This window comes from Ralstonia sp. 22111 (genome assembly GCF_052045895.1).
GTDB lineage: Bacteria > Pseudomonadota > Gammaproteobacteria > Burkholderiales > Burkholderiaceae > Ralstonia > Ralstonia wenshanensis.
Window position 1 is genome coordinate 1036651 of sequence record NZ_JBQEPR010000001.1, and the last position, 19478, is coordinate 1056128.

Genomic DNA, 19478 nt, shown 5'->3' on the forward strand with positions numbered 1-19478 from the left:
TGACCGAGGTTGGAAGGCCAGCGCTTCGCGGAGCCCTTCCGTTATGACGTTCCTGCGCGGCTTGGTTGCAAGCGCCTTGTTGCTGCCTGCGCTTCTGGTGTCAGCGGCACAAACCGACCTGGCCGACCAGCCGCTCTTCAGCTCAGTGTCGGTGCCGGGCAATCTGCTGCTCTCGCTGTCGGTTGAGTATCCGACCGCCAATAGCATTGCGTACGTCAGCAGCTATTCGGCGGGGGTCAAGTACCTGGGCTACTTCGATCCGCTCAAGTGCTATACGTATCAGTACGACGCCAACGTTGACGCCAACAACTATTTCGTTCCGGCAACGGCTGCAAACAGCAGCTATCAGTGTGCCAGTGGCAACAACTACTGGAGCGGCGCATTCCTGAACTGGGCGGCGATGCAGACCATCGATCCATTTCGATGGGCGCTGACGGGCGGCTACCGCGTCACCGATACGGCATCTTTGACCGTGCTTGAGAAGGCCTGGGCCTCTGGGCAGGGCGGCTCGGGTGAAACCCCAAACCGCACCATCAGCGGCAGCACAACCGTGGCTGCAATTACGCCGTTCAGTTGGAACAGTATCGGCGTGCGCATCTACGGTGCCGGGAACAAACTGTATTTCACCAATAAGGGTAACTTGGATTCGGATACCGTCAATACCTACAGTTCTGACCCGTCGCCCAATGCATCCAAGGTGTGGTCGGTCTATGTGCGTGTGAAGGTGTGCGACCCATCGCGGCCCGAGGCGAACTGCACGAAGTACGGCAGCAACTACAAGCCGGAAGGCCTGATGCAGCAGTACTCGCAGCGCATCCGCTTTGGCGCGTTCGGTTACCTCAACGATTCGAGCATCAAGCGCGATGGCGGGGTGCTGCGTGCCAGGATGAAGTTCATTGGCCCCACGCAGCCGGTTCCAGGCAAGAACCCCACGACCAATACGCTGGCGGAATGGAGCGCTACGGACGGCACGATGGTTAGCAACCCCGACACTTCCGACGCCACGGCAACCGGGGTGACGAACAGCGGGGTCATGAACTACCTCAACAAGTTCGGCTCGACCTCGCAAAACTATAAGACGTATGACCCCGTTGGCGAGCTGTACTACGCGGGCATCCGCTACTACAAGAACCTCGGCAACGTGGCCAGCTATTCGTCCAACGCCACGACTGCCCAGATAGACGGATTCCCGGTCATCCAGACATGGGATGACCCCATCCAGTATTCCTGCCAGAAGAACTACATCCTGGGCATCGGTGACATCAATACCCATGCGGATGCCAATTTGCCAGGCAGTACGATCAGAAGTAGCAACGAACCGGCGCTGCCCTCCGAGGTTTCGAGCGATACCACGGTCAATGTGGATTCCGCGACCAACCTCGTGGGGCAAATGGAAGGCATCGGCAATCTCAACAAGATTTCGCCGCCGTGCTGTAACGGCAATACCTACCTGATGGCCGGGCTTGCCTACGATTCGCACGTGCGGGACATTCGCCCGAACGACTTTAAGGACAGCCTGGGTAACAAGTCCAAGATCCAGACCATCTCTACCTATTGGCTGGATGTGCAGGAGTACCAAACATACCGCTACCAGAACCAATTCTGGCTGGCGGCAAAGTACGGCGGCTTCAGTGTCCCGAGCAACTACAACACGAGCAACACTAGGGCGCTGGCGCAGTCGCTATGGAACGCGAGTGGCAACACGGACCCCAACGGCAAGCCAATGCCGGACAACTACTATCTGGCGGGTCAGGCAGACCTGATGGTGAATGGCCTGAATTCTGCCTTCCAGAACATCTCCAACGACATTCAAGCGGCCACGACGGCGCTGGCAGTCTCTTCCGCCAATGTGAGTCTGACCGGCAACATTGGGTATTCAGCTTCCTACAATTCTTCAACCTGGACCGGGGACGTCGTCGGCAGTTCGCTTAGTTTTGATGCCAAGACTGGGCTGCCCACGCAGACGAAGGCATGGTCTGCACAAGCCCAACTCGCTGGCCAATCAAGCTCATCACGCCTGATCGCCACGAGCAATACAACCGGGGCTGCGCAAGGTGTGCCATTCCAATTCGCGAAGCTGACCACGACCAACCAGAGCGCACTCAGCAATGCGGCCGTGAAGAATTGGAACAACCAGGACTTCCTGAATTACCTGCGCGGAGACCAGAGCAACGAAGGCACGAACGGCAAGGCGGTCTATCGCCAGCGTGCCTTTTTGTTGGGGGATATCGTGGGCTCGAAAGTCGACGCGGTGGGTCCTCCCGTCGCTGTCTTGTCGAGTGCAACCAACCCGGGCTATGCATCATTCAAGAGCTCCTATGCCAGTCGCAATCCGGTGGTCTACGTCGGCGCAAACGACGGCATGATGCACGCATTCGACGGCACCGTCGGCCGTACAACCAGTGGCAACGAACTGTTTGCCTACGTGCCGAGCTTCCTCTACCAAGGACCGTGCTCTTCAGGCACATGCACGCCCACTGTCAATGGCCTGGCATCGCTGGGTTTGGCCGGTACGAATTTCGTCCACCATGCGATGGTGGATGCCACGCCGCAGGCGTTTGATATCGACCTCGCGCGCGCGGGTGGTGCCAAGCCGTCTTCGTCGAGTACCTCAGACTGGCACACGATGCTGATCGGCGGTCTGGGCAAGGGTGGCAAGGGCTACTACGCGCTCGACATTACAGACCCCACGACGATCACCACCGAGACCGCACTCGCCGGCAAAGTGATGTGGGAGTTCGGTGGTCCCTCTAACGCGCGGCAGGGTACCTTGGGCTTCACCTATGGCGACCCGATCGTCGTGAAGACCAAGAAGTACGGCTGGATCGTTGCCGTGCCGTCGGGCTACAACAACGCTGATGGCATGGGCTGGCTATTTATCCTCAACCCGACGACGGGCGCCTTGCTGGAGTCGATTTCGACGGGTGTCGGCTCTGCAAGCAGTCCCGCGGGCCTTGCATATGCTTCCGCGTATGTTGCCGACTACACCGACAACACGGCAGACTCCATCTATGCGGGCGATCTGCTGGGCAACGTCTGGCGTTTCGACCTCACGGCAACAAGCGGCGCCTATCCGGCACCCACCCAGATTGCGAAGCTCACCGACCCGAGCGGCAATGCACAGCCTGTCACGACGCCGCCGCTGATCGAGATTCAGCCGAACTCGCTTAAGCGCTACGTCATGGTGGGTACCGGCCGGCTACTCGGCAGTACCGATATCGCCAGCAGCCAGACGCAGAGCTTCTACGTGATCTATGACGGCGTGGTCCAGCGTTTCAACAGCAGCACCGATCTTCCGAGCGGCGTCACGTTTCCGATTCAACGCAAGGATCTCAATGCGGACCCCAACCTGTTGAAGGGGATTGGTAGCGCTCCGACATCGGTCATGGGCTATTACGTCGACCTCGGCCAGTCGTCCAATGGCGTGGCGGAACGCGTTAACGTGGCGCCGGTCTCCAACTTCGGCACGGTGTCGTTTGCCGCCAATTTGCCAAACGGCGACGCGTGTAATCCATCCGGTACCAATCGCGTGTTCTCTCTGGACATCGGCACTGGCATCAGCCGCGTGGTTAATAGTTTTGGCGTGCTGCAGCCGTACTACACCGGTGGTGGGCTGGTGGTCGATCTGTCCTACCTCAACGTCAATGGTTCGGTCCGGCTGGAGGCCGGTACAGACAATAGCGCGATCAATTCTGTGCCGTTGGTTCCTACGGTGGTGCAGGCTATTCGTCAGATCAACTGGCGTGAAGTGCCTACGGCCGACTAACGGTGAACCGACGATGACGATGCGGTACCGCGACCGAGCGCTCAGCGCCAAGACGAGATAGGTGATATGAGGCGCAGCTGGATCGCCTGCGCTGTTGCAGTGACGGGCCATTTGGCTTTCCTGCATGCTGCCAGCGTATGGCAACCTCGGGCAGCAGAAGACAAGGGCGAAGCAGGTCTCCGGGTGCTATTCGTCGGTCCGCCGGCGGAGGCTTCGGGTGATGAAGCCAGTGCGAACAGCCGGAGGGGCGTAGGTAAGCAATCAGCCCCCTTTTCGCGGCAGCGGGGTGGTACGCCGCTTAAGGCTGCAGGCGACCGGTCGGAAGAATCTCCGTCGACGACGGCGTCGTCAGAGGAGGCCGACGAGATGCGATTTTATGCGTCGACGGAAGTGGATCGCCAAGCCTTGCCGGCTAGCACACTTGAACTTCTGGACGTGATGGCGTTAGTCGCAAACTCATCGCCGATAACATTGCGCGTCTATATCGCCGTTGATGGTGCGGTTGTGCGCGCTGAAATCGTCCGCGCGAGCGATGACAATCGTGCCGCCGCAGCCAGGTTGGCTTTGATTCTCATGGAGACGCGCTTTGTTCCTGCTAAGCGCTTGGGAGCGGATGTGGCCGCGGTAAGGGAACTGGAGTTCCAGATTGAACCATCCAACGAAAGCGGCCTACCGGCGTCCTCCTAATGCTCTGGGTCGAGAGTTTGATGGAATAGCAGCTTCGATGACGGTGACCCGAGAGAGGACGTCTTGCGAGAAACTCATTTCCGCACGTTCGTCGCCGCAACCTCGTCCAGCACGTCTCGAAACTCAGCCAGATCCTCAAAACTCCGGTACACCGATGCAAACCGGATGTAACCGATCTTGTCCAGCCGCTTGAGTTCGCGCATCACAAGCTCGCCCACGCGGTCGCTGCCGATTTCCTTCTCGCCGTGGCTGAGCAGTTTTTCTTCGATGCGGGCGATGGCCTCGTCGATGGCCTCGGCGGAAACGGGGCGCTTGCGCAGCGCAAGGCGCATGGAGTCCTTGACCTTGTTGCGGTCGTAATCGACGCGGCTGCCGTTCTTTTTGACGACGGCGGGAAAGAACAGCTCGATGCGTTCGTAGGTCGTAAAGCGGCGGTCGCAGGATTCGCAGCGGCGGCGGCGGCGCACGGTGTCGCCTTCTTCCGACATGCGGGTATCAATCACCTGGGTGGCCGCGTGGCCGCAAAAGGGGCATTTCATGCCGGTGGTCTCCTCGGCAACCTCAAAGAACGCACTGCGCTAAAAGAACAACGCCGCGATGGCCTGGGCAGGCACATCGCGGCAGGGTACTACGTGGCCGGGAGATCCGGCCATCAGCGGATGCCTTAGGCGTAGACCGGGAACCGCTTGGTCAGCTCGGCCACCTTGGCGCGCACGGCGGCGATGTTCGCTTCGTCGTGCGGGTTGTCCAGCACATCGGCAATCAGGTGGGCGACCGTCACGGCCTCGGCTTCCTTGAAGCCGCGCGTTGTCATGGCCGGTGAACCCAGGCGCACGCCCGACGTCACGAACGGCTTTTCCGGGTCATTCGGAATCGCATTCTTGTTGACGGTGATGTGTGCGTCACCCAGCACCTTCTCGGCTTCCTTGCCGGTGATCTTCTTGGCGCGCAGGTCGACCAGCATCACGTGGCTTTCCGTGCGGCCCGACACGATGCGCAGGCCACGGGCCATCAGCGTTTCGGCCATGGCTGCCGCGTTCTTCACGACTTGTTGCTGGTAAGCCTTGAACTCTGGCGACAGGGCTTCCTTGAAGGCCACTGCCTTGCCGGCGATCACGTGCATCAGCGGGCCGCCCTGGATACCCGGGAAGATCGCCGAGTTGATGGCCTTCTCGTGCTCAGCCTTCATCAGGATCACGCCGCCGCGCGGGCCGCGCAGGCTCTTGTGCGTAGTTGTCGTCACAAAGTCAGCGTGCGGCACCGGGTTCGGGTACACACCTGCGGCGATCAAGCCAGCGTAGTGCGCCATGTCCACCATGAAGTACGCGCCGATCGACTTGGCGATTTTGCCGATGCGCTCGAAATCGATGCGCAGCGCAAATGCCGATGCGCCGGCAATGATCAGCTTCGGCTTCTTCTCTTGCGCCAGGGCTTCGAGCGCGTCGTAGTCGATATCTTCCTGCGCGTTCAGGCCGTAGCTCACAACGTTGAACCACTTGCCGCTCATGTTGAGCGCCATGCCATGCGTCAGGTGGCCGCCTTCGGCCAGGCTCATGCCCATGATCGTGTCGCCCGGCTTGAGCACGGCGAAGAACACGCCCTGGTTGGCCTGCGAGCCCGAGTTCGGCTGCACGTTGGCGGCTTCCGCGCCAAAGAGCTGCTTCACGCGGTCGATGGCGAGCTGTTCCACCACGTCTACATATTCGCAACCGCCGTAGTAACGCTTGCCGGGGTAGCCCTCGGCGTACTTGTTGGTCAGTTGCGAGCCCTGCGCGGCCATCACGGCCGGCGAAGTGTAGTTCTCGGAGGCAATCAGCTCGATGTGGTCTTCCTGACGCTGATTTTCCTTCTGGATGGCGGCAAAGATTTCGGGATCGATCTGGTCGATCGTATAGCGGCTGCGTTCGAACATGGCGAGTGTCTGGTCTGAAACGAAACGGAAAAGGCGGAGATCGGGCGAGGCGTGGGGAAACATGCGCGCGGCTTGAACGACTGCGCTCGGTGTTGGCCGACTGCAGCGGGTGTCCAAGTCACCCTGTGCTTCCCATTCGCTGCCCAGGCGAGCGGCAGGCGCCGTTGTGCATGACGCCAGAAACCTTGCGCTTCCTCGTGGTCGCTGCCCACATGTCGAAGCCGCTCAAAGCAGCTTCAGGATTCGCCAGTCGCGCAAGGTGGAATGGTTGCCCGCGAGTGTACGACAGCCCCATGGTCGCCGCAAGAAGCGAGCGTGCAGACACGCACATTGCTGTGCAATGCGGTTCAAGGCTTCAGGTAAACTCTGATCTTTCGCTTTCTTAAGGTCCGGAGACACTTCCATGATCGTATTCGTGACCGGCGCAACCGCCGGGTTCGGCGCGGCCATCGCGCGGCGTTTCGTGCGAGAAGGCCATCGTGTGATCGCGGCAGGCCGCCGCCAGGACCGTCTCGACGCGCTCAAGGCTGAATTGGGCGACGCCGTGCTGCCGTTGGTGCTGGACGTGCTGGATGCCGATGTCGTTGCCGCGTTGCCCGGTACGCTGCCCGAGGGCTGGCGCGAAGTCGACGTGCTGGTCAACAACGCCGGTCTGGCCTTGGGCCTCGAACCCGCCCAGCGCGCTGATCTGTCCGACTGGGACCGCATGATCGGTACCAACTGCTCCGGACTGGTTCATATGACGCGTGCGTTGCTTCCGGCCATGGTTGAGCGCAACCGCGGTCACATTATCAATATCGGCTCCATCGCCGGGACGTACCCGTATCCGGGCGGCAACGTGTATGGCGCGACCAAGGCGTTCGTGCGCCAGTTCTCGTTGAACTTGCGCGCAGACCTGACCGGCACGCGCGTGCGCGTCTCGAACGTCGAGCCAGGTCTTTGCTCCGGCACCGAGTTTTCCAACGTGCGTTTCAAGGGCGACGATGCCCGCGTGGAGAAGGTCTACGAAGGCACGGAAGCCCTGACCGCCGACGACATCGCCGAGGCCGTCTACTGGATGGCGGCGCTTCCCGCGCACTTCAATGTCAACGCGATGGAGCTGATGCCCGTTTGCCAGTCATTCTCGGCCACCAGCGTGACGCGAGGCATGGCCTGAATCCCAGCGCAAGCCCTCGGCCGGTCGGTGGATGGCTGGCCGTCACTTGCGTCTTGGTAAAATTACCCGATGGCTTCTTTTGACTGGAACCTGCGCGTGTATTGGGAAGATACCGACGCGGGTGGCGTGGTGTTTTACGCCAACTATTTGAAATTTTTTGAGCGCGCCCGCACCGAGTGGCTGCGCGCGCTTGGGGTCGACCAGCGGGCGCTGGCCGATACGACCGGGGCCATTTTTGTGGTGCGCAGCACCGCTGTGGATTACCGCGCGCCGGCGCGCCTGGACGACCTGCTGCAGATCCGTTCGCGTATGGAACGGGTCGGCCCCGCGTCGGTCCAATTCGCCCAGGAAGGCTGGCGCGGCGACATTTTGCTCGCATCAGGCACGATTCGTGTTGGATGTGTCGACCGGCTCACTTTCCGGCCGACCCCGATTCCCGCTCCCGTACTCGCAACCATCAAAGCCGCCGCATGAATCCCGTCGAGGTCACACAAGATCTGTCGATCGTCTCGCTGGTGCTGCACGCCAGCCTCCTGGTCCAATTCGTCATGGGCCTGCTGCTGGTGATGTCGCTGTTCTCCTGGACGTACATCTTCCGCAAAGCGTTTGCGCTGCGCGCCGCGCGCAGCCAGACCGAATCGTTCGAGCGCGATTTCTGGGCCGGCGGCGACCTGCAGGCGCTGTATCAGAGCGCTGCCAACAACCGCCACACGACGGGGGCGCTCGAGCGCATCTTTGAAGCCGGCATGCGCGAATACCTCAAGGCGCGCGAGCTGCAGCGCGGTGGCGGCGATCCGAGCGCCATTCTGGATGCTTCCCGCCGTGCCATGCGTGCGGCCTACCAGCGCGAGATGGATTCACTGGAATCGCATCTGCCGTTCCTGGCGTCCGTCGGCTCGGTTAGCCCGTACATCGGCCTGTTCGGGACCGTGTGGGGGATCATGAACGCCTTCCGCGGCCTGTCCAACGTGCAGCAGGCGACGTTGTCGGCCGTGGCGCCCGGTATTGCCGAAGCGCTGGTAGCTACGGCCATCGGCCTGTTTGCGGCCATTCCGGCGGTGATTGCCTACAACCGCTACGCCACCGAGATGGACCGCCTGGCCAACCGCTTCGAGAGCTTCATGGAAGAGTTCTCGAACATCCTCCAGCGCCAGACGCGCTAAGGAGCCGCGCTCATGGCTACCATCCAGCGAACGCGCCGCGCCCGACGGGCCAAGGCCGACATTAACGTCGTTCCGTACATCGACGTGATGCTGGTGCTGCTTGTCATCTTCATGGTGGCGGCGCCCGTGGTGAACCCAGGGGTGGTCAATCTGCCCTCGGTGGCCAACGCCACGCCGCAACAGACCCAGCCGCCCATCGTCGTGACCATCAAGGGTGACGGCACGATCCTTGCTCGCGTCAAAACAGGTTCGGGAGCAATCGAGCAGAAGCTCGCCAACAACAACGAGCTGCGCGCATTTGTGAAGCAGCGCACTGACGAAAATCCCGATCAGCCCGTCGTGATTGCCGCCGACAAGTCGGTCCAATACGACCGCGTGCTGACCGTGATGAGCGTGCTCAAGGGCGATGGCGTCAAGCGCGTCGGCCTGATGGTGAAATCGTCATGAGCACGTTGATGAACCGAGCGTTGACGAACCAAGGCGGGGCAACCTGAACGTCATGACTACGACGTCGTTGCATCGTTATGAGCCTGTGCGCGAGCGTGGCACGCTGCGCGCGTTCGGGCTGGCGGTCCTGACACACGTTCTGCTGATCATCTTTCTGTACTTTGGCGTGCAGTGGCAGAGCAGCACCCCGCGCGGCGAAGAGGCCGAGTTGTGGGACGAGGCGGCGGTTCAGCAGGCCGTGCAGCAGGCCGCGCCGGTGCCTGAGGTCAAGCCGGAACCGGTGATCAAGGCGCCGCCGGCCAAGGTGGAAGAGGAAGCCGATATCGCGCTGGAGCAGCAGAAGCGCAAGCGTGAGCAGGAGGCTGCCGCCGCCCGTGAGGCCGAGCTTGCCCGCCGAGCCGCGGAAGACCGCGCCGAAGCACAGCGTCAGGCCCGTCTGAAGGAAGAGCAACAGGCCCGCCAGGCGGAACTCCAACGTAAGGCCCTGGCCGAACAGCAGGCCAAGGAAAAGGCAGCTGAAAAGGCCGCGGCGGACGCGGCGCAGGCTCGCAAGAATGCGCAACTGCAAGCCCAGGCCGAAGCCAAAGCCAAGGCGGAAGCCGAAGCGAAGCAGAAGGAGTTGAAAGCGAAGGCCGCTGCAGAAGCCAAGGCCAAGGCCGATGCCGAGCGCAAGGCGAATGAATCGCGCGCCAATGCGCAACGCCAGGCGCAGCTGGATCGGCTGCGCGCAATGGCGGGTGCGGGTGCGACTGGCACGGTGGCGGGCTCTGGCGGTGGTGTCGGCAATGCTCAGGGCACGGGTGGTACAGCATCGGCAGGGTATGCCGAGCGTGTGCGAGCCAAGGTCAAGCCGAACATCCTGTTCGATCCTTCGGCCGTCAATGGCAACCCATCGGCGGTCGTGTCGGTGCAGATGGCGCCTGACGGTTCGATCCTGTCCAAGCGGCTGACGAAATCGAGCGGCAACGGTGCCTATGACGAGGCTGTCATGCGCGCGGTCGAGCGCTCTGATCCGTTGCCTCGCGACACCAATGGCAAAGCGCCGTCGAGCGTCATCCTGACGTTCCGGCCGAAGGAATAACGGGTCGGTGCTCGCCTATGCGGCGTCGGCCAACGGTACTCAGATTCCGGATTTGATAGTAGGGAAGATGAACATGATGCGAACGATGTGGATCCCGATGTTCCGACGCGCAGCGCAGGCACTGCTGCTGACTGCGGCAAGCGCCGGCGTGGCCCATGCCCAGCTCAACGTGGAGATCTCGGGCGTCGGCGCCAGCCAGTACCCGATCGCGATCGCCAACTTCCAGGGTGAGGCGCAGGCTCCGCAAAACCTTTCGGCGATTGTCCGGGCAGACTTGGTGCGCAGCGGCCGCTTCTCAAACGTCGATGTGGCCGGCGCCGTGGTGCCGGAAAGCCCGGCACCTGACCTGGGTGCATGGAAAGCCAAGGGCGCCGCAGCCTTCGTGGGCGGCACCGTGACCCGCAACGGCGATCGCTACGAAATCCGCTTCCGCCTGTACGACACGGCCAAGGGCGAAAGCCTGGGCGGTCTGTCGCTTACGCGCGGCCCTGGTCAACTGCGCTTGGCCGCGCACGAAATTGCCGATTACATCTATCAGAAGCTGATTGGCGAGCGCGGTATTTTTGCGACGCGCCTGTCGTATGTGTCCAAGGTCGGCCGCCGCTTCCAGCTGCAGATTTCCGACTCGGACGGCGCCAACCCGCAGATTGCATTGACGAGCAATGAGCCGATCATCTCGCCGTCGTGGTCGCCGGACGGCACCAAGGTCGCGTATGTCTCGTTCGAGAGCAAAAAGCCGGTGGTGTACGTGCATGACCTGGTGGCAGGCCGCCGCACGGTCATCTCGAACCAGAAGGGCAACAACTCGGCGCCGGCCTGGTCGCCGGACGGCCGCCACGTGGCGGTGTCGCTCTCGCGCGATGGCAATACGCAGGTCTACCTGGTCAACGCCGATGGCTCTGGCCTGCGCCGCTTGAGCCGCAGCAGCGCCATCGATACGGAGCCGTCGTTCTCGCCGGATGGCCGTTACATCTACTTCACGAGCGATCGTGGCGGCGCCCCGCAGATCTATCGCATGTCGGTTGACGGCGAAGAGGCGGGCGGTGCGCAGCGCGTGACGTTCAAGGGCAACTACAACACGAGCCCGCGTGTGTCGCCGGACGGCAAGCTGCTGGCGTACATCTCGCGTGTGGGCGGCGCGTTCCGCCTGTACACGCAGGACTTGTCCAACGGCGACGTGAACGCGCTGACGGATACATCGCACGATGAATCGCCGAGCTTCGCTGCCAACGGCAAGTTCATCCTGTATTCCACGCGCGTTGGCGGCAAATCGGTGTTGGCCGCCGTGTCGACAGATGGCCGTACGCGTCAGGTTCTTTCCCTCCAGGCCGGCGAAGTTCGTGAGCCGGCGTGGGGTCCTTTCATGCAATAACGAAGCTGTTCCACTAGGAGAAATCGGACATGTCGAAGTCCCAAACCATGATCAAACTCGCAGCCATTGCCGCGCTGCTGGCCCTGGGCGCTTGCAGCTCGGGCGTGAAGCTCGATGACACCGCCAAGAACGGTACGGGCGGCGCCGCCGGCACGGGCGCTGATGCCCGCACGGTGACCCCGGTGGACGTGGGCCGTGACGAGCTGACCGACCCGAACAGCCCGCTGGCCAAGCGCAGCATCTACTTCGATTTCGACAGCTACTCGGTCAAGCCGGAGTACCAGGGCCTGCTGGGTCAGCACTCGCGTTACCTGCAATCGCATAACCAGCGCAAGATCCTGATCCAGGGCAACACCGACGAGCGCGGCACGAGCGAATACAACCTCGCACTGGGCCAGAAGCGTGCCGAGGCTGTGCGTCGCGCCCTGTCGTCTATGGGGGTGCCTGATAGCCAGATGGAAGCCGTGAGCCTGGGTAAGGAAAAGCCGCAAGCGACCGGCCACGACGAAGACTCGTGGGCACAGAACCGCCGCGCCGACATCGTCTATTGATCGGTACGGTTTGAAGTGGAACGCGCCGGCTGCGAGGTTGCGGCCGGCGTTCTTACGTTGGCAATCACATGAATACGATGATGAAACAGCGCGCTTATGGGGCCACGCGTCGGGCCATCCTGATGGCGACGCTCGTCGCGGGTGGCGCCCTCACCATGGCCGGCCCGGCGGCAGCGGGGGTGTTTGACGACGATGAGGCGCGCCGCGCCATCATCGACATGCGCGACAAGTTCAACAACTTCCAGTCGACGGCGGCCCAGCGCATCGATCAGAACAGTAAGAACCTGATCGATGCGCAAAACCAGATTGAAACGCTCAAATCCGAAGTGGCTCGCCTGCGGGGGCAGAACGAAGTCCTGCAGAACAGCGTCGATACGCTGACCAAGCAGCAGAAGGATTACTACGCCGACCTCGATGCGCGCCTGAAGAAGTTCGAGCCGCAGCAAGCGACGGTGGACGGCCGCGAAGGCATGGTCCAGCCGAACGAGAAGCCGGAATACGACGCCGCGCTCAAGGCGTTCCAGAGTGGCGACTTCAAAGGCGCGGGCAACCAGTTCTCGGCGTTCGTGAAGAAGTATCCGCAAAGCCCGTATCTGCCGCTGGCGCAGTTCTGGCTGGGCAATGCGCTCTATGCGCAGCGCGACTACAAGGGCTCGAGCTACGTGCTGGAGAACATGGCACGCAGCAACCCGCAGCATCCGAAGGCGCCCGATGCGTTGCTGCAGGTGGCGACCAACCAGGGTGAGTCGGGCCAGAAGGCGGCCGCACGCAAGACGCTGGAATCGGTGGTCTCGCAGTATCCCGGTACCGAGCAGGCCAAGACCGCGCAAAGCCGTCTGAAGACGATGCGCTGAACGGCAAGCTGCACGGCATATGAACAAACGCCCGCCCGTGGCTGCACCGGCGGGCGTTTTTCATGGGGCGCCGAATGGCGGGCATATGCCGCATCCGGCGCGGGCAGGGCGGCGGCACGCTAAAATGCGGACCTTCCCGATTTGCTTCGCAAGGCTTCGCCCATGAAAAAACGCGCCATCGTCCTGCTCTCCGGCGGGCTGGACTCTGCCACCGTGCTCGCCATGGCCAATGCCGATGGCTTTGAGACTTACGCGCTGTCGATGCGCTATGGCCAACGCCACTCCTCCGAGTTGGAAGCGGCCAAGAAAGTGGCGGCGACGCTGGGCGCAGTGCGCCATGAAATTGTCGATCTGGACCTGCGCAAGTTCGGGGGCTCCGCGTTGACGGACGATGCGCTCGATGTGCCGACCGACGGTGCGCAGTCGGGCATCCCGATCACGTATGTGCCGGCGCGCAACACGATCATGCTGTCGCTGGCGCTTGGCTGGGCCGAGGCGGTTGGCGCGCGTGACCTGTTCTTTGGCGCGAATGCCGTGGACTACTCCGGCTATCCGGATTGCCGCCCCGAATACGTTGCCGCTTACGAAACGCTCGCCAACCTGGCGACGAAGGCTGGCGTGGAAGGCGAGCGCATCCGCGTGAACGCACCCATCATCAACATGACCAAGGCGGAGATCATCCAGGCCGGCGTGCGGCTGGGCGTGGACTACGGCCTGACCGTGTCGTGCTACAAGGCCGACGACGACGGCCGCGCGTGCGGCGTGTGCGATTCGTGCCGTATCCGCAAGGCGGGGTTTGAAGCCGCCGGCGTGCCCGACCCCACCCGCTACGTCTAACGCACCATGCCCGATATCGACCTCAACGCGTTGTCCCACACGGTGCTGTGGGCCACGTTCGCGCTTACGTTCGTGTTTGGCGCGATCCTGCAGCGCACGCACTTCTGCACGATGGGCGCGGTGTCCGACGTCGTCAACATCGGCGACTGGAACCGGTTGCGCATGTGGGCGCTGGCCATCGGCGTGGCCATGATCGGCACGGGGTGCCTGAGCTGGCTTGGCCTGATCGATACAAGCAAGACGATCTACACGGCAAGCAAGCTGCTGGGGCTGTCGTCGCTCGTGGGCGGGCTGCTGTTCGGCTTCGGCATGGTGCTGGGCTCGGGCTGCGGCAGCAAGACGCTGGTGCGCATCGGCGGCGGCAATCTCAAGTCGGTCGTGGTGTTCGTGTTCCTGGGGCTGGCGGCATACATGACGCTCAAGGGCGTATTTGGCGTGGTGCGTGTGGCCACGGTGGATAGCGTTGCCATTGCGCTGCCGACGTCGCAGGATCTGCCCAGCGTGCTGAGCCACGCGTTCTCCACCGATGTGCGCATGCTGCGCCTGGTGCTGGCGCTGATGATCGGCGGGGCGCTGTCGCTGTGGGCGCTGCTCGCGCGTGATTTCCGCACGGGCGACAACCTGCTCGGCGGCATCGGCGTCGGGCTCGTCATCGTCGGCATGTGGTATGTGTCGGGGCATCTCGGCTACGTGCCGGAAGACCCGAACACGCTGCAGGAAGCGTTTGTGGCGACCAATAGCGGCCGCATGGAAGCGCTGAGCTTCGTTGCGCCGGTGTCGTACACGCTGGAGTGGCTGATGTTCTTCAGCGATACGTCGAAGGTGCTGACGGTCGGCATCGTGAGCGTGCTGGGGGTGATTGCTGGCTCGGCGGTGGTGGCACTGGCCACGCGCACGTTCCGCTGGGAAGGCTTTGCCAGTGCCGAGGACACGGGCAATCACATCATTGGCGGCATCCTGATGGGCATTGGGGGCGTCACGGCGCTGGGATGCACGATCGGGCAGGGCCTGTCGGGCGTGTCGACGTTGGCGATCGGCTCGTTCATCGCGCTGGCCGGTATCGTAATCGGTGCGGTGCTGGCGTTCCGCTACCAGATGTGGCGGATGGAGCGGCTTGTCTGACCGGAGGGGCGTTGACAGAGGCGCGGATATCTTCCTATAATCGCGGTCTTTGGGGTCTTTAGCTCAGTCGGTAGAGCAGTAGACTTTTAATCTATTGGTCGCGGGTTCGAATCCCGCAGGACCCACCAAAAATTCGAAGGGCTGACAGGCGACTGTCGGCCCTTTTTGTTTGGCTGTCCTTCCGCCCAACTTCGTCTCCTCGGGCGCTCTCTGCGTGGTCGAGCATCCACATCGATAGCACGGTGTGCCTTCCCGATAGCGTCATCACCTGACCGCCGCGTCGCTTTCCGCCTGCGCCGCTAGGGATTTCCTCTATAGCGCTCCTCACCTGCAGCAACGACCATATCTTCCATTGGAACCGGTTCCATACGGAGAAAAGCGCACAAATGGCAGATATCGTGATCGTGGCGAGCGCGTTTGGCGCCGCCCACGTGCTCGAGCAGGGGCATCACGCCTATGTTCCCGTGGCCGCATCGGTCGGCGCGGCCGGCTTCGAGGTGCGGCGCGAACTCTTGCCCGCTGGGCTCGATGGCACGGTTTCGGCGCAGCTCCTCGCTGCCTTGGGCCGGCTGATTGCCGCGCATGGCCTCTGGGCGGTCTATTCGACGCCGGCCACGCTGTACACGGACGACGGCGCTCTGGATGCTGCCGCTATTCGCGGCGCGCTGGCGGAAGCGCAAACCTTGGGCGCGCGCATCGTGAAGTTCCAGCTTGGCGGGTTTGCCGGCGATGCGTCGGCAGAAGTGCTGGCCCAACTGCTGCAAGGCTGGCGCCCCCGGGTGCTGGTTGAGAACGGTCAGCAGACGGTGGGCGGCTCCCTCGCGCAGTTCCGAGGTTTGTTCGACGCATTGGGAAGCGCGGGTCTGGCCGACATGCTGGGCATGACATTCGATGTTGGCAACTGGGAGTGGTCGGGTGAAGCGCCGCTGGCGTGTGCGCGAGCCCTGGCCCCCTATGTGGAATACATCCATTGCAAGAGCGTCGCAGGTGAGGGGGCACGCCGCTTTGCGGTGGCGCCAGCGGGCAACGATGCGGGGTTCGCCGCTGTGTTGGCAGCATTGCCGGGCGATGTTCCGCGCGGCATCGAATTTCCGTTCGACGCGGTCGATCTCGCCGCCGATGCCCATCAGCATGTCAGGTGGCTCAAGGCCGCCTGACTGTGACTCGACATCAAAGGAGCTTACGCATGTCACAGATGTTGGATGTCATCACCTACGGCGAAGCCATGGCGATGTTCGTAGCGACTGCGCCCGGGCCGCTGGCCCAGGCCACGCAATTCACCAAGCGCATCGCGGGTGCCGATCTGAACGTGGCCATCGGCTTGAGCCGCCTCGACTTTCGCGTCGGCTATGTGAGCCGAGTGGGGCAGGATTCCTTCGGCGAATATGTGCTGGAAACGCTGGCGCGCGAACGGATCGATGCCTCGTGCGTGGTGGTGGACCCGCAATATCCGACCGGCTTCCAGTTGAAGTCGCGTGCTGACGATGGCAGCGACCCGGGTGTGGAGTACTTCCGCAAGGGATCGGCCGCCAGCCGCCTCTCCTGCGCCGACTATGTGGCCGACTATGTGCTCGGTGCTCGCCATCTGCATCTCACGGGTGTGGCCCCCGCGATTTCCGCATCGTCGTGCGAACTTGCGTTTCACCTTGCACAAGAGATGCGCGCGGCCGGTAGATCAATCTCGTTCGATCCGAATCTGCGCCCAACGCTGTGGCCTTCCGCTGCGGAGATGGTGAGCACGCTGAACGCGCTGGCGGCCCTTTCCGATTGGGTGCTGCCTGGCTTGGCCGAGGGACAGCAGCTGACCGGCTATGACAACCCGGCCGATATCGCGCGCTTTTATCTCGATCAAGGTGCACGTGGCGTTGCCATCAAGCTGGGTGCTGCAGGCGCGTACTACCGGACCGCCGACGGAGCAGAAGGCATCGCCGAGGGTGTGCGTGTGGAGCGCGTTGTCGACACGGTGGGCGCGGGTGACGGCTTTGCCGTGGGCGTTGTCAGCGCTCTGCTCGAAGGGCAGTCACCCGAGTTGGCCGTTGCGCGCGGCAACCGTATCGGCGCGCTGGCGATCCAAGTGATCGGGGATTCCGAAGGCCTGCCGACTCGCGCTGAGCTTGATGTGCTTGAGCAAGCGGCGCGCATTGTATGCGAGCCGGAACCCATTCCCAGCGTGTAACGCAGCGCTTCGACTGCCGCCCTTCGCGGGCAACGCAAACCATCAAAGGAGACACGAACATGGCAACGCAACTCGCGGCGCGGCGCTGGTGGATGATCATGCCGATCGTCTTTATCACGTACAGCCTGGCCTACCTCGATCGCGCGAACTACGGCTTCGCGGCAGCGGCCGGCATCAATCACGATCTGGGGATCAGCCAGGGGCTGTCGTCGTTGATCGGCGCGCTGTTCTTCCTCGGCTATTTCTTCTTCCAGATTCCGGGCGCAATTTACGCAGAACGCCGGAGCGTGAAGAAACTCGTGTTCATCAGCCTGGTGTTATGGGGCTTGTGCGCGGCGCTGACGGGCGTCGTGAGTGACATTCCCTCGCTGCTGGCGATCCGGTTTGTGCTGGGTGTGGTCGAGGCGGCCGTCATGCCTGCGATGCTCATCTACATCAGCAACTGGTTTACCAAGCACGAGCGTTCGCGCGCGAATACGTTTCTGATTCTCGGTAATCCCGTGACGGTACTCTGGATGTCGGTGGTGTCCGGCTACCTCGTGCGCGAGTTCGGCTGGCGCCATATGTTTATCGCAGAGGGCGTGCCCGCCATCATCTGGGCCGTGTGCTGGTGGTGCCTGGTGCAGGACAAGCCGGCGCAGGCATCGTGGCTGAGCACACAGGAAAAGCGCGACCTGGAACAGGCATTGGCGGCGGAGCAGGCGGCCATCAAACCGATGCGTAACTACGGCGAGGCTTTCCGCTCGCCAGTCGTCGTCAAGCTGTGCGCGCAGTACTTCTGCTGGAGCATCGGCGTCTATGGCTTCGTGCTGTGGCTGCCGTCCATCGTTAAGAATGGCTCGTCGCTCGGCATGGTCGAGACGGGCTGGCTGTCGGCGTTGCCGTATCTTGCCGCCACCATCGCGATGCTTGCGGCGTCGTGGGCGTCGGACAAGATCGGTTCGCGGCGCGGTTTCGTTTGGCCGTTCCTGCTGGTGGGCGCTGCGGCGTTTGCTGCATCGTTTGCACTCGGGTCAACGCACTTCTGGTTGTCGTACGCGCTGCTCGTCATTGCCGGCGCGGCGATGTATGCGCCGTATGGCCCGTTCTTCGCCATCGTGCCGGAGCTGCTGCCGAAGAACGTCGCGGGAGGTGCGATGGCGCTGATCAACAGCATGGGCGCCCTCGGTTCGTTTGTCGGCTCGTACTTCGTCGGCTACCTGAACGGTGCCACCGGCTCGCCGCTGGCGTCGTACGCATTCATGAGCGCCGCGCTTTTTGCGGCCGTGATCCTCACGCTCTGCGTCAAGCCGCAACCGCGTGATGCTTACGCGCTCGCGCACCCCCTACCTGGAAAATGAATTGATGAAACCTCTCGTCGTTGCCTATAAGCCATTGCCCGACGATGTCGTCGCCCAATTGCACGAGCATGTCGAACTCGTGCAGGTCGACGGCGCTGCGGCGTTGACCGAAGCGCTTGCCAACGCCGAGGGCGCGATCGGTGCGAGCCTGAAGATCACGCCGCAGATGCTCGACCGCGCGCCCCGGCTCAAGGCATGGTCCACGATCTCCGTCGGCTATGACAATTTCGACGTGCCCGATCTCACGCACCGTGGCATTGCGCTGGCGCACACACCGGATGTGTTGACCGAGTCGACCGCCGATACCGTGTTTTCGCTGATTCTCGCGTCGGCGCGTCGCGTCGTTGAGCTGGCCGAGTGGGTCCGGGCAGGCAACTGGCAGCGCAGCATCGGGCCCGAGCTTTACGGCACGGATGTTCAGGGCAAGACGATCGGCATCGTCGGGCTGGGTCGCATCGGTGCGGCAGTGGCTCGCCGTGCTGCGCTAGGTTTCCGTATGCGAGTGCTGTACACGAACCGGCACTCGCATCCCGAGGCCGAAGCGCAGTACGGCGCGCGCCGCGTGACGCTCGACACGTTGCTGGCCGAAGCCGATTTTGTTTGCCTGCAGGTGCCGCTGACGCCTGAAACGCAGCACCTGATCGGCTCGGCAGAACTGGCGAAGATGAAGCGCAGCGCGGTCCTGATCAATGCGTCGCGTGGGCCCGTCGTTGACGAGGCAGCGCTCATCCATGCATTGCACAACGGCACGATCCGCGGCGCGGGGTTGGACGTGTTCGAGCACGAGCCGCTGGCCGCCGATTCGCCACTGCTGGCCATGAAGAACGTAGTTGCATTGCCCCATATCGGCTCTGCAACGCACGAGACGCGACACGCAATGGCCCGCTGCGCCGCCGACAACCTGGTCAAGGCGCTGGCTGGCACGTTGCGTGAGAACTTGGTCAATCCGCAGGTACTGGAACCCTCTCACGCTTCATGAGTCGAGTACCGGGATTGCGCTATGATCCTCGCACC

At 62.6% G+C, this 19478-nt stretch carries 18 protein-coding genes, 1 tRNA gene and 1 riboswitch; of the genes, 17 read left to right on the top strand and 2 right to left on the bottom strand.

Annotated features, from left to right (window positions below):
- The first annotated feature begins 43 nt into the window (after nucleotides 1-43).
- Both ACTJK4_RS04860 and ACTJK4_RS04865 read left to right on the top strand, forming a co-directional pair.
- Nucleotides 44-3766 carry a pilus assembly protein gene (locus ACTJK4_RS04860; RefSeq protein WP_440816440.1) on the top strand — a complete coding sequence of 1241 codons (3723 nt, stop codon included), beginning with the start codon at nucleotides 44-46 and terminating at the stop codon, nucleotides 3764-3766.
- A 66-nt stretch (nucleotides 3767-3832) separates the two neighbouring features.
- Nucleotides 3833-4453: a hypothetical protein gene (locus tag ACTJK4_RS04865; RefSeq protein ID WP_440816442.1), complete on the top strand. Its 621-nt coding sequence runs from the start codon at nucleotides 3833-3835 to the stop codon at nucleotides 4451-4453.
- Nucleotides 4454-4527: 74 nt separating this feature from the next.
- On the opposite strand, the gene nrdR is transcribed toward ACTJK4_RS04865, so the two are convergent.
- Nucleotides 4528-4992: a transcriptional regulator NrdR gene (gene nrdR, locus ACTJK4_RS04870; protein ID WP_004629525.1), complete on the bottom strand. Its 465-nt coding sequence runs from the start codon at nucleotides 4990-4992 to the stop codon at nucleotides 4528-4530.
- 125 nt (nucleotides 4993-5117) lie between these two features.
- On the bottom strand, nucleotides 5118-6365 hold the full coding sequence (gene glyA, locus ACTJK4_RS04875) for a serine hydroxymethyltransferase (RefSeq protein ID WP_232042215.1): 1248 nt from the start codon (nucleotides 6363-6365) through the stop codon (nucleotides 5118-5120).
- A 134-nt stretch (nucleotides 6366-6499) separates the two neighbouring features.
- A riboswitch (ZMP/ZTP riboswitch) is annotated at nucleotides 6500-6629 on the bottom strand.
- A gap of 139 nt (nucleotides 6630-6768) precedes the next feature.
- Between glyA and ydfG the strand changes: the two genes are divergently transcribed.
- The 15 genes from ydfG to ACTJK4_RS04950 all read left to right on the top strand — a co-directional run bounded on the left by ydfG (nucleotide 6769) and on the right by ACTJK4_RS04950 (nucleotide 19443).
- A complete protein-coding gene (gene ydfG, locus ACTJK4_RS04880; protein ID WP_440816447.1) occupies nucleotides 6769-7521 on the top strand; it encodes a bifunctional NADP-dependent 3-hydroxy acid dehydrogenase/3-hydroxypropionate dehydrogenase YdfG in 753 nt (250 codons plus the stop codon).
- Between the two features lie 69 nt (nucleotides 7522-7590).
- Nucleotides 7591-7995 (top strand): tol-pal system-associated acyl-CoA thioesterase, encoded by a 405-nt coding sequence (ybgC, locus tag ACTJK4_RS04885; protein WP_440816449.1) that lies wholly within the window; start codon nucleotides 7591-7593, stop codon nucleotides 7993-7995.
- Complete coding sequence (gene tolQ, locus ACTJK4_RS04890) at nucleotides 7992-8684, top strand: protein TolQ (RefSeq protein WP_004629517.1); 693 nt, start codon at nucleotides 7992-7994, stop codon at nucleotides 8682-8684. The genes ybgC and tolQ overlap by 4 nt, the downstream gene beginning before the upstream one ends.
- A gap of 12 nt (nucleotides 8685-8696) precedes the next feature.
- Nucleotides 8697-9131, top strand: coding sequence for a protein TolR (gene tolR / locus ACTJK4_RS04895; RefSeq protein ID WP_092971767.1), 435 nt, complete (start codon nucleotides 8697-8699; stop codon nucleotides 9129-9131).
- Nucleotides 9132-9183: 52 nt separating this feature from the next.
- Complete coding sequence (tolA, locus tag ACTJK4_RS04900; RefSeq protein WP_260802873.1) at nucleotides 9184-10212, top strand: cell envelope integrity protein TolA; 1029 nt, start codon at nucleotides 9184-9186, stop codon at nucleotides 10210-10212.
- A 67-nt stretch (nucleotides 10213-10279) separates the two neighbouring features.
- Complete coding sequence (tolB, locus tag ACTJK4_RS04905) at nucleotides 10280-11584, top strand: Tol-Pal system beta propeller repeat protein TolB (protein ID WP_232042218.1); 1305 nt, start codon at nucleotides 10280-10282, stop codon at nucleotides 11582-11584.
- A 29-nt stretch (nucleotides 11585-11613) separates the two neighbouring features.
- Complete coding sequence (gene pal / locus ACTJK4_RS04910) at nucleotides 11614-12135, top strand: peptidoglycan-associated lipoprotein Pal (protein WP_232042219.1); 522 nt, start codon at nucleotides 11614-11616, stop codon at nucleotides 12133-12135.
- A 68-nt stretch (nucleotides 12136-12203) separates the two neighbouring features.
- Nucleotides 12204-12989 carry a tol-pal system protein YbgF gene (ybgF, locus tag ACTJK4_RS04915; protein WP_316868565.1) on the top strand — a complete coding sequence of 262 codons (786 nt, stop codon included), beginning with the start codon at nucleotides 12204-12206 and terminating at the stop codon, nucleotides 12987-12989.
- A gap of 162 nt (nucleotides 12990-13151) precedes the next feature.
- Nucleotides 13152-13826, top strand: a complete 675-nt coding sequence (queC, locus tag ACTJK4_RS04920) for a 7-cyano-7-deazaguanine synthase QueC (RefSeq protein ID WP_440816456.1) — start codon at nucleotides 13152-13154, stop codon at nucleotides 13824-13826.
- Between the two features lie 6 nt (nucleotides 13827-13832).
- Nucleotides 13833-14948 carry a YeeE/YedE family protein gene (locus tag ACTJK4_RS04925; protein ID WP_440816458.1) on the top strand — a complete coding sequence of 372 codons (1116 nt, stop codon included), beginning with the start codon at nucleotides 13833-13835 and terminating at the stop codon, nucleotides 14946-14948.
- 52 nt (nucleotides 14949-15000) lie between these two features.
- Nucleotides 15001-15076, top strand: a tRNA-Lys gene (locus ACTJK4_RS04930).
- 258 nt (nucleotides 15077-15334) lie between these two features.
- Nucleotides 15335-16105, top strand: a complete 771-nt coding sequence (locus ACTJK4_RS04935; RefSeq protein WP_440816460.1) for a sugar phosphate isomerase/epimerase family protein — start codon at nucleotides 15335-15337, stop codon at nucleotides 16103-16105.
- Nucleotides 16106-16134: 29 nt separating this feature from the next.
- On the top strand, nucleotides 16135-17124 hold the full coding sequence (locus ACTJK4_RS04940) for a sugar kinase (RefSeq protein ID WP_440816463.1): 990 nt from the start codon (nucleotides 16135-16137) through the stop codon (nucleotides 17122-17124).
- 59 nt (nucleotides 17125-17183) lie between these two features.
- Nucleotides 17184-18464 (top strand): MFS transporter, encoded by a 1281-nt coding sequence (locus ACTJK4_RS04945; protein ID WP_440816466.1) that lies wholly within the window; start codon nucleotides 17184-17186, stop codon nucleotides 18462-18464.
- Nucleotides 18465-18468: 4 nt separating this feature from the next.
- Nucleotides 18469-19443 (top strand): NAD(P)-dependent oxidoreductase, encoded by a 975-nt coding sequence (locus ACTJK4_RS04950; RefSeq protein ID WP_260802867.1) that lies wholly within the window; start codon nucleotides 18469-18471, stop codon nucleotides 19441-19443.
- The last annotated feature ends 35 nt before the right edge of the window (nucleotides 19444-19478 follow it).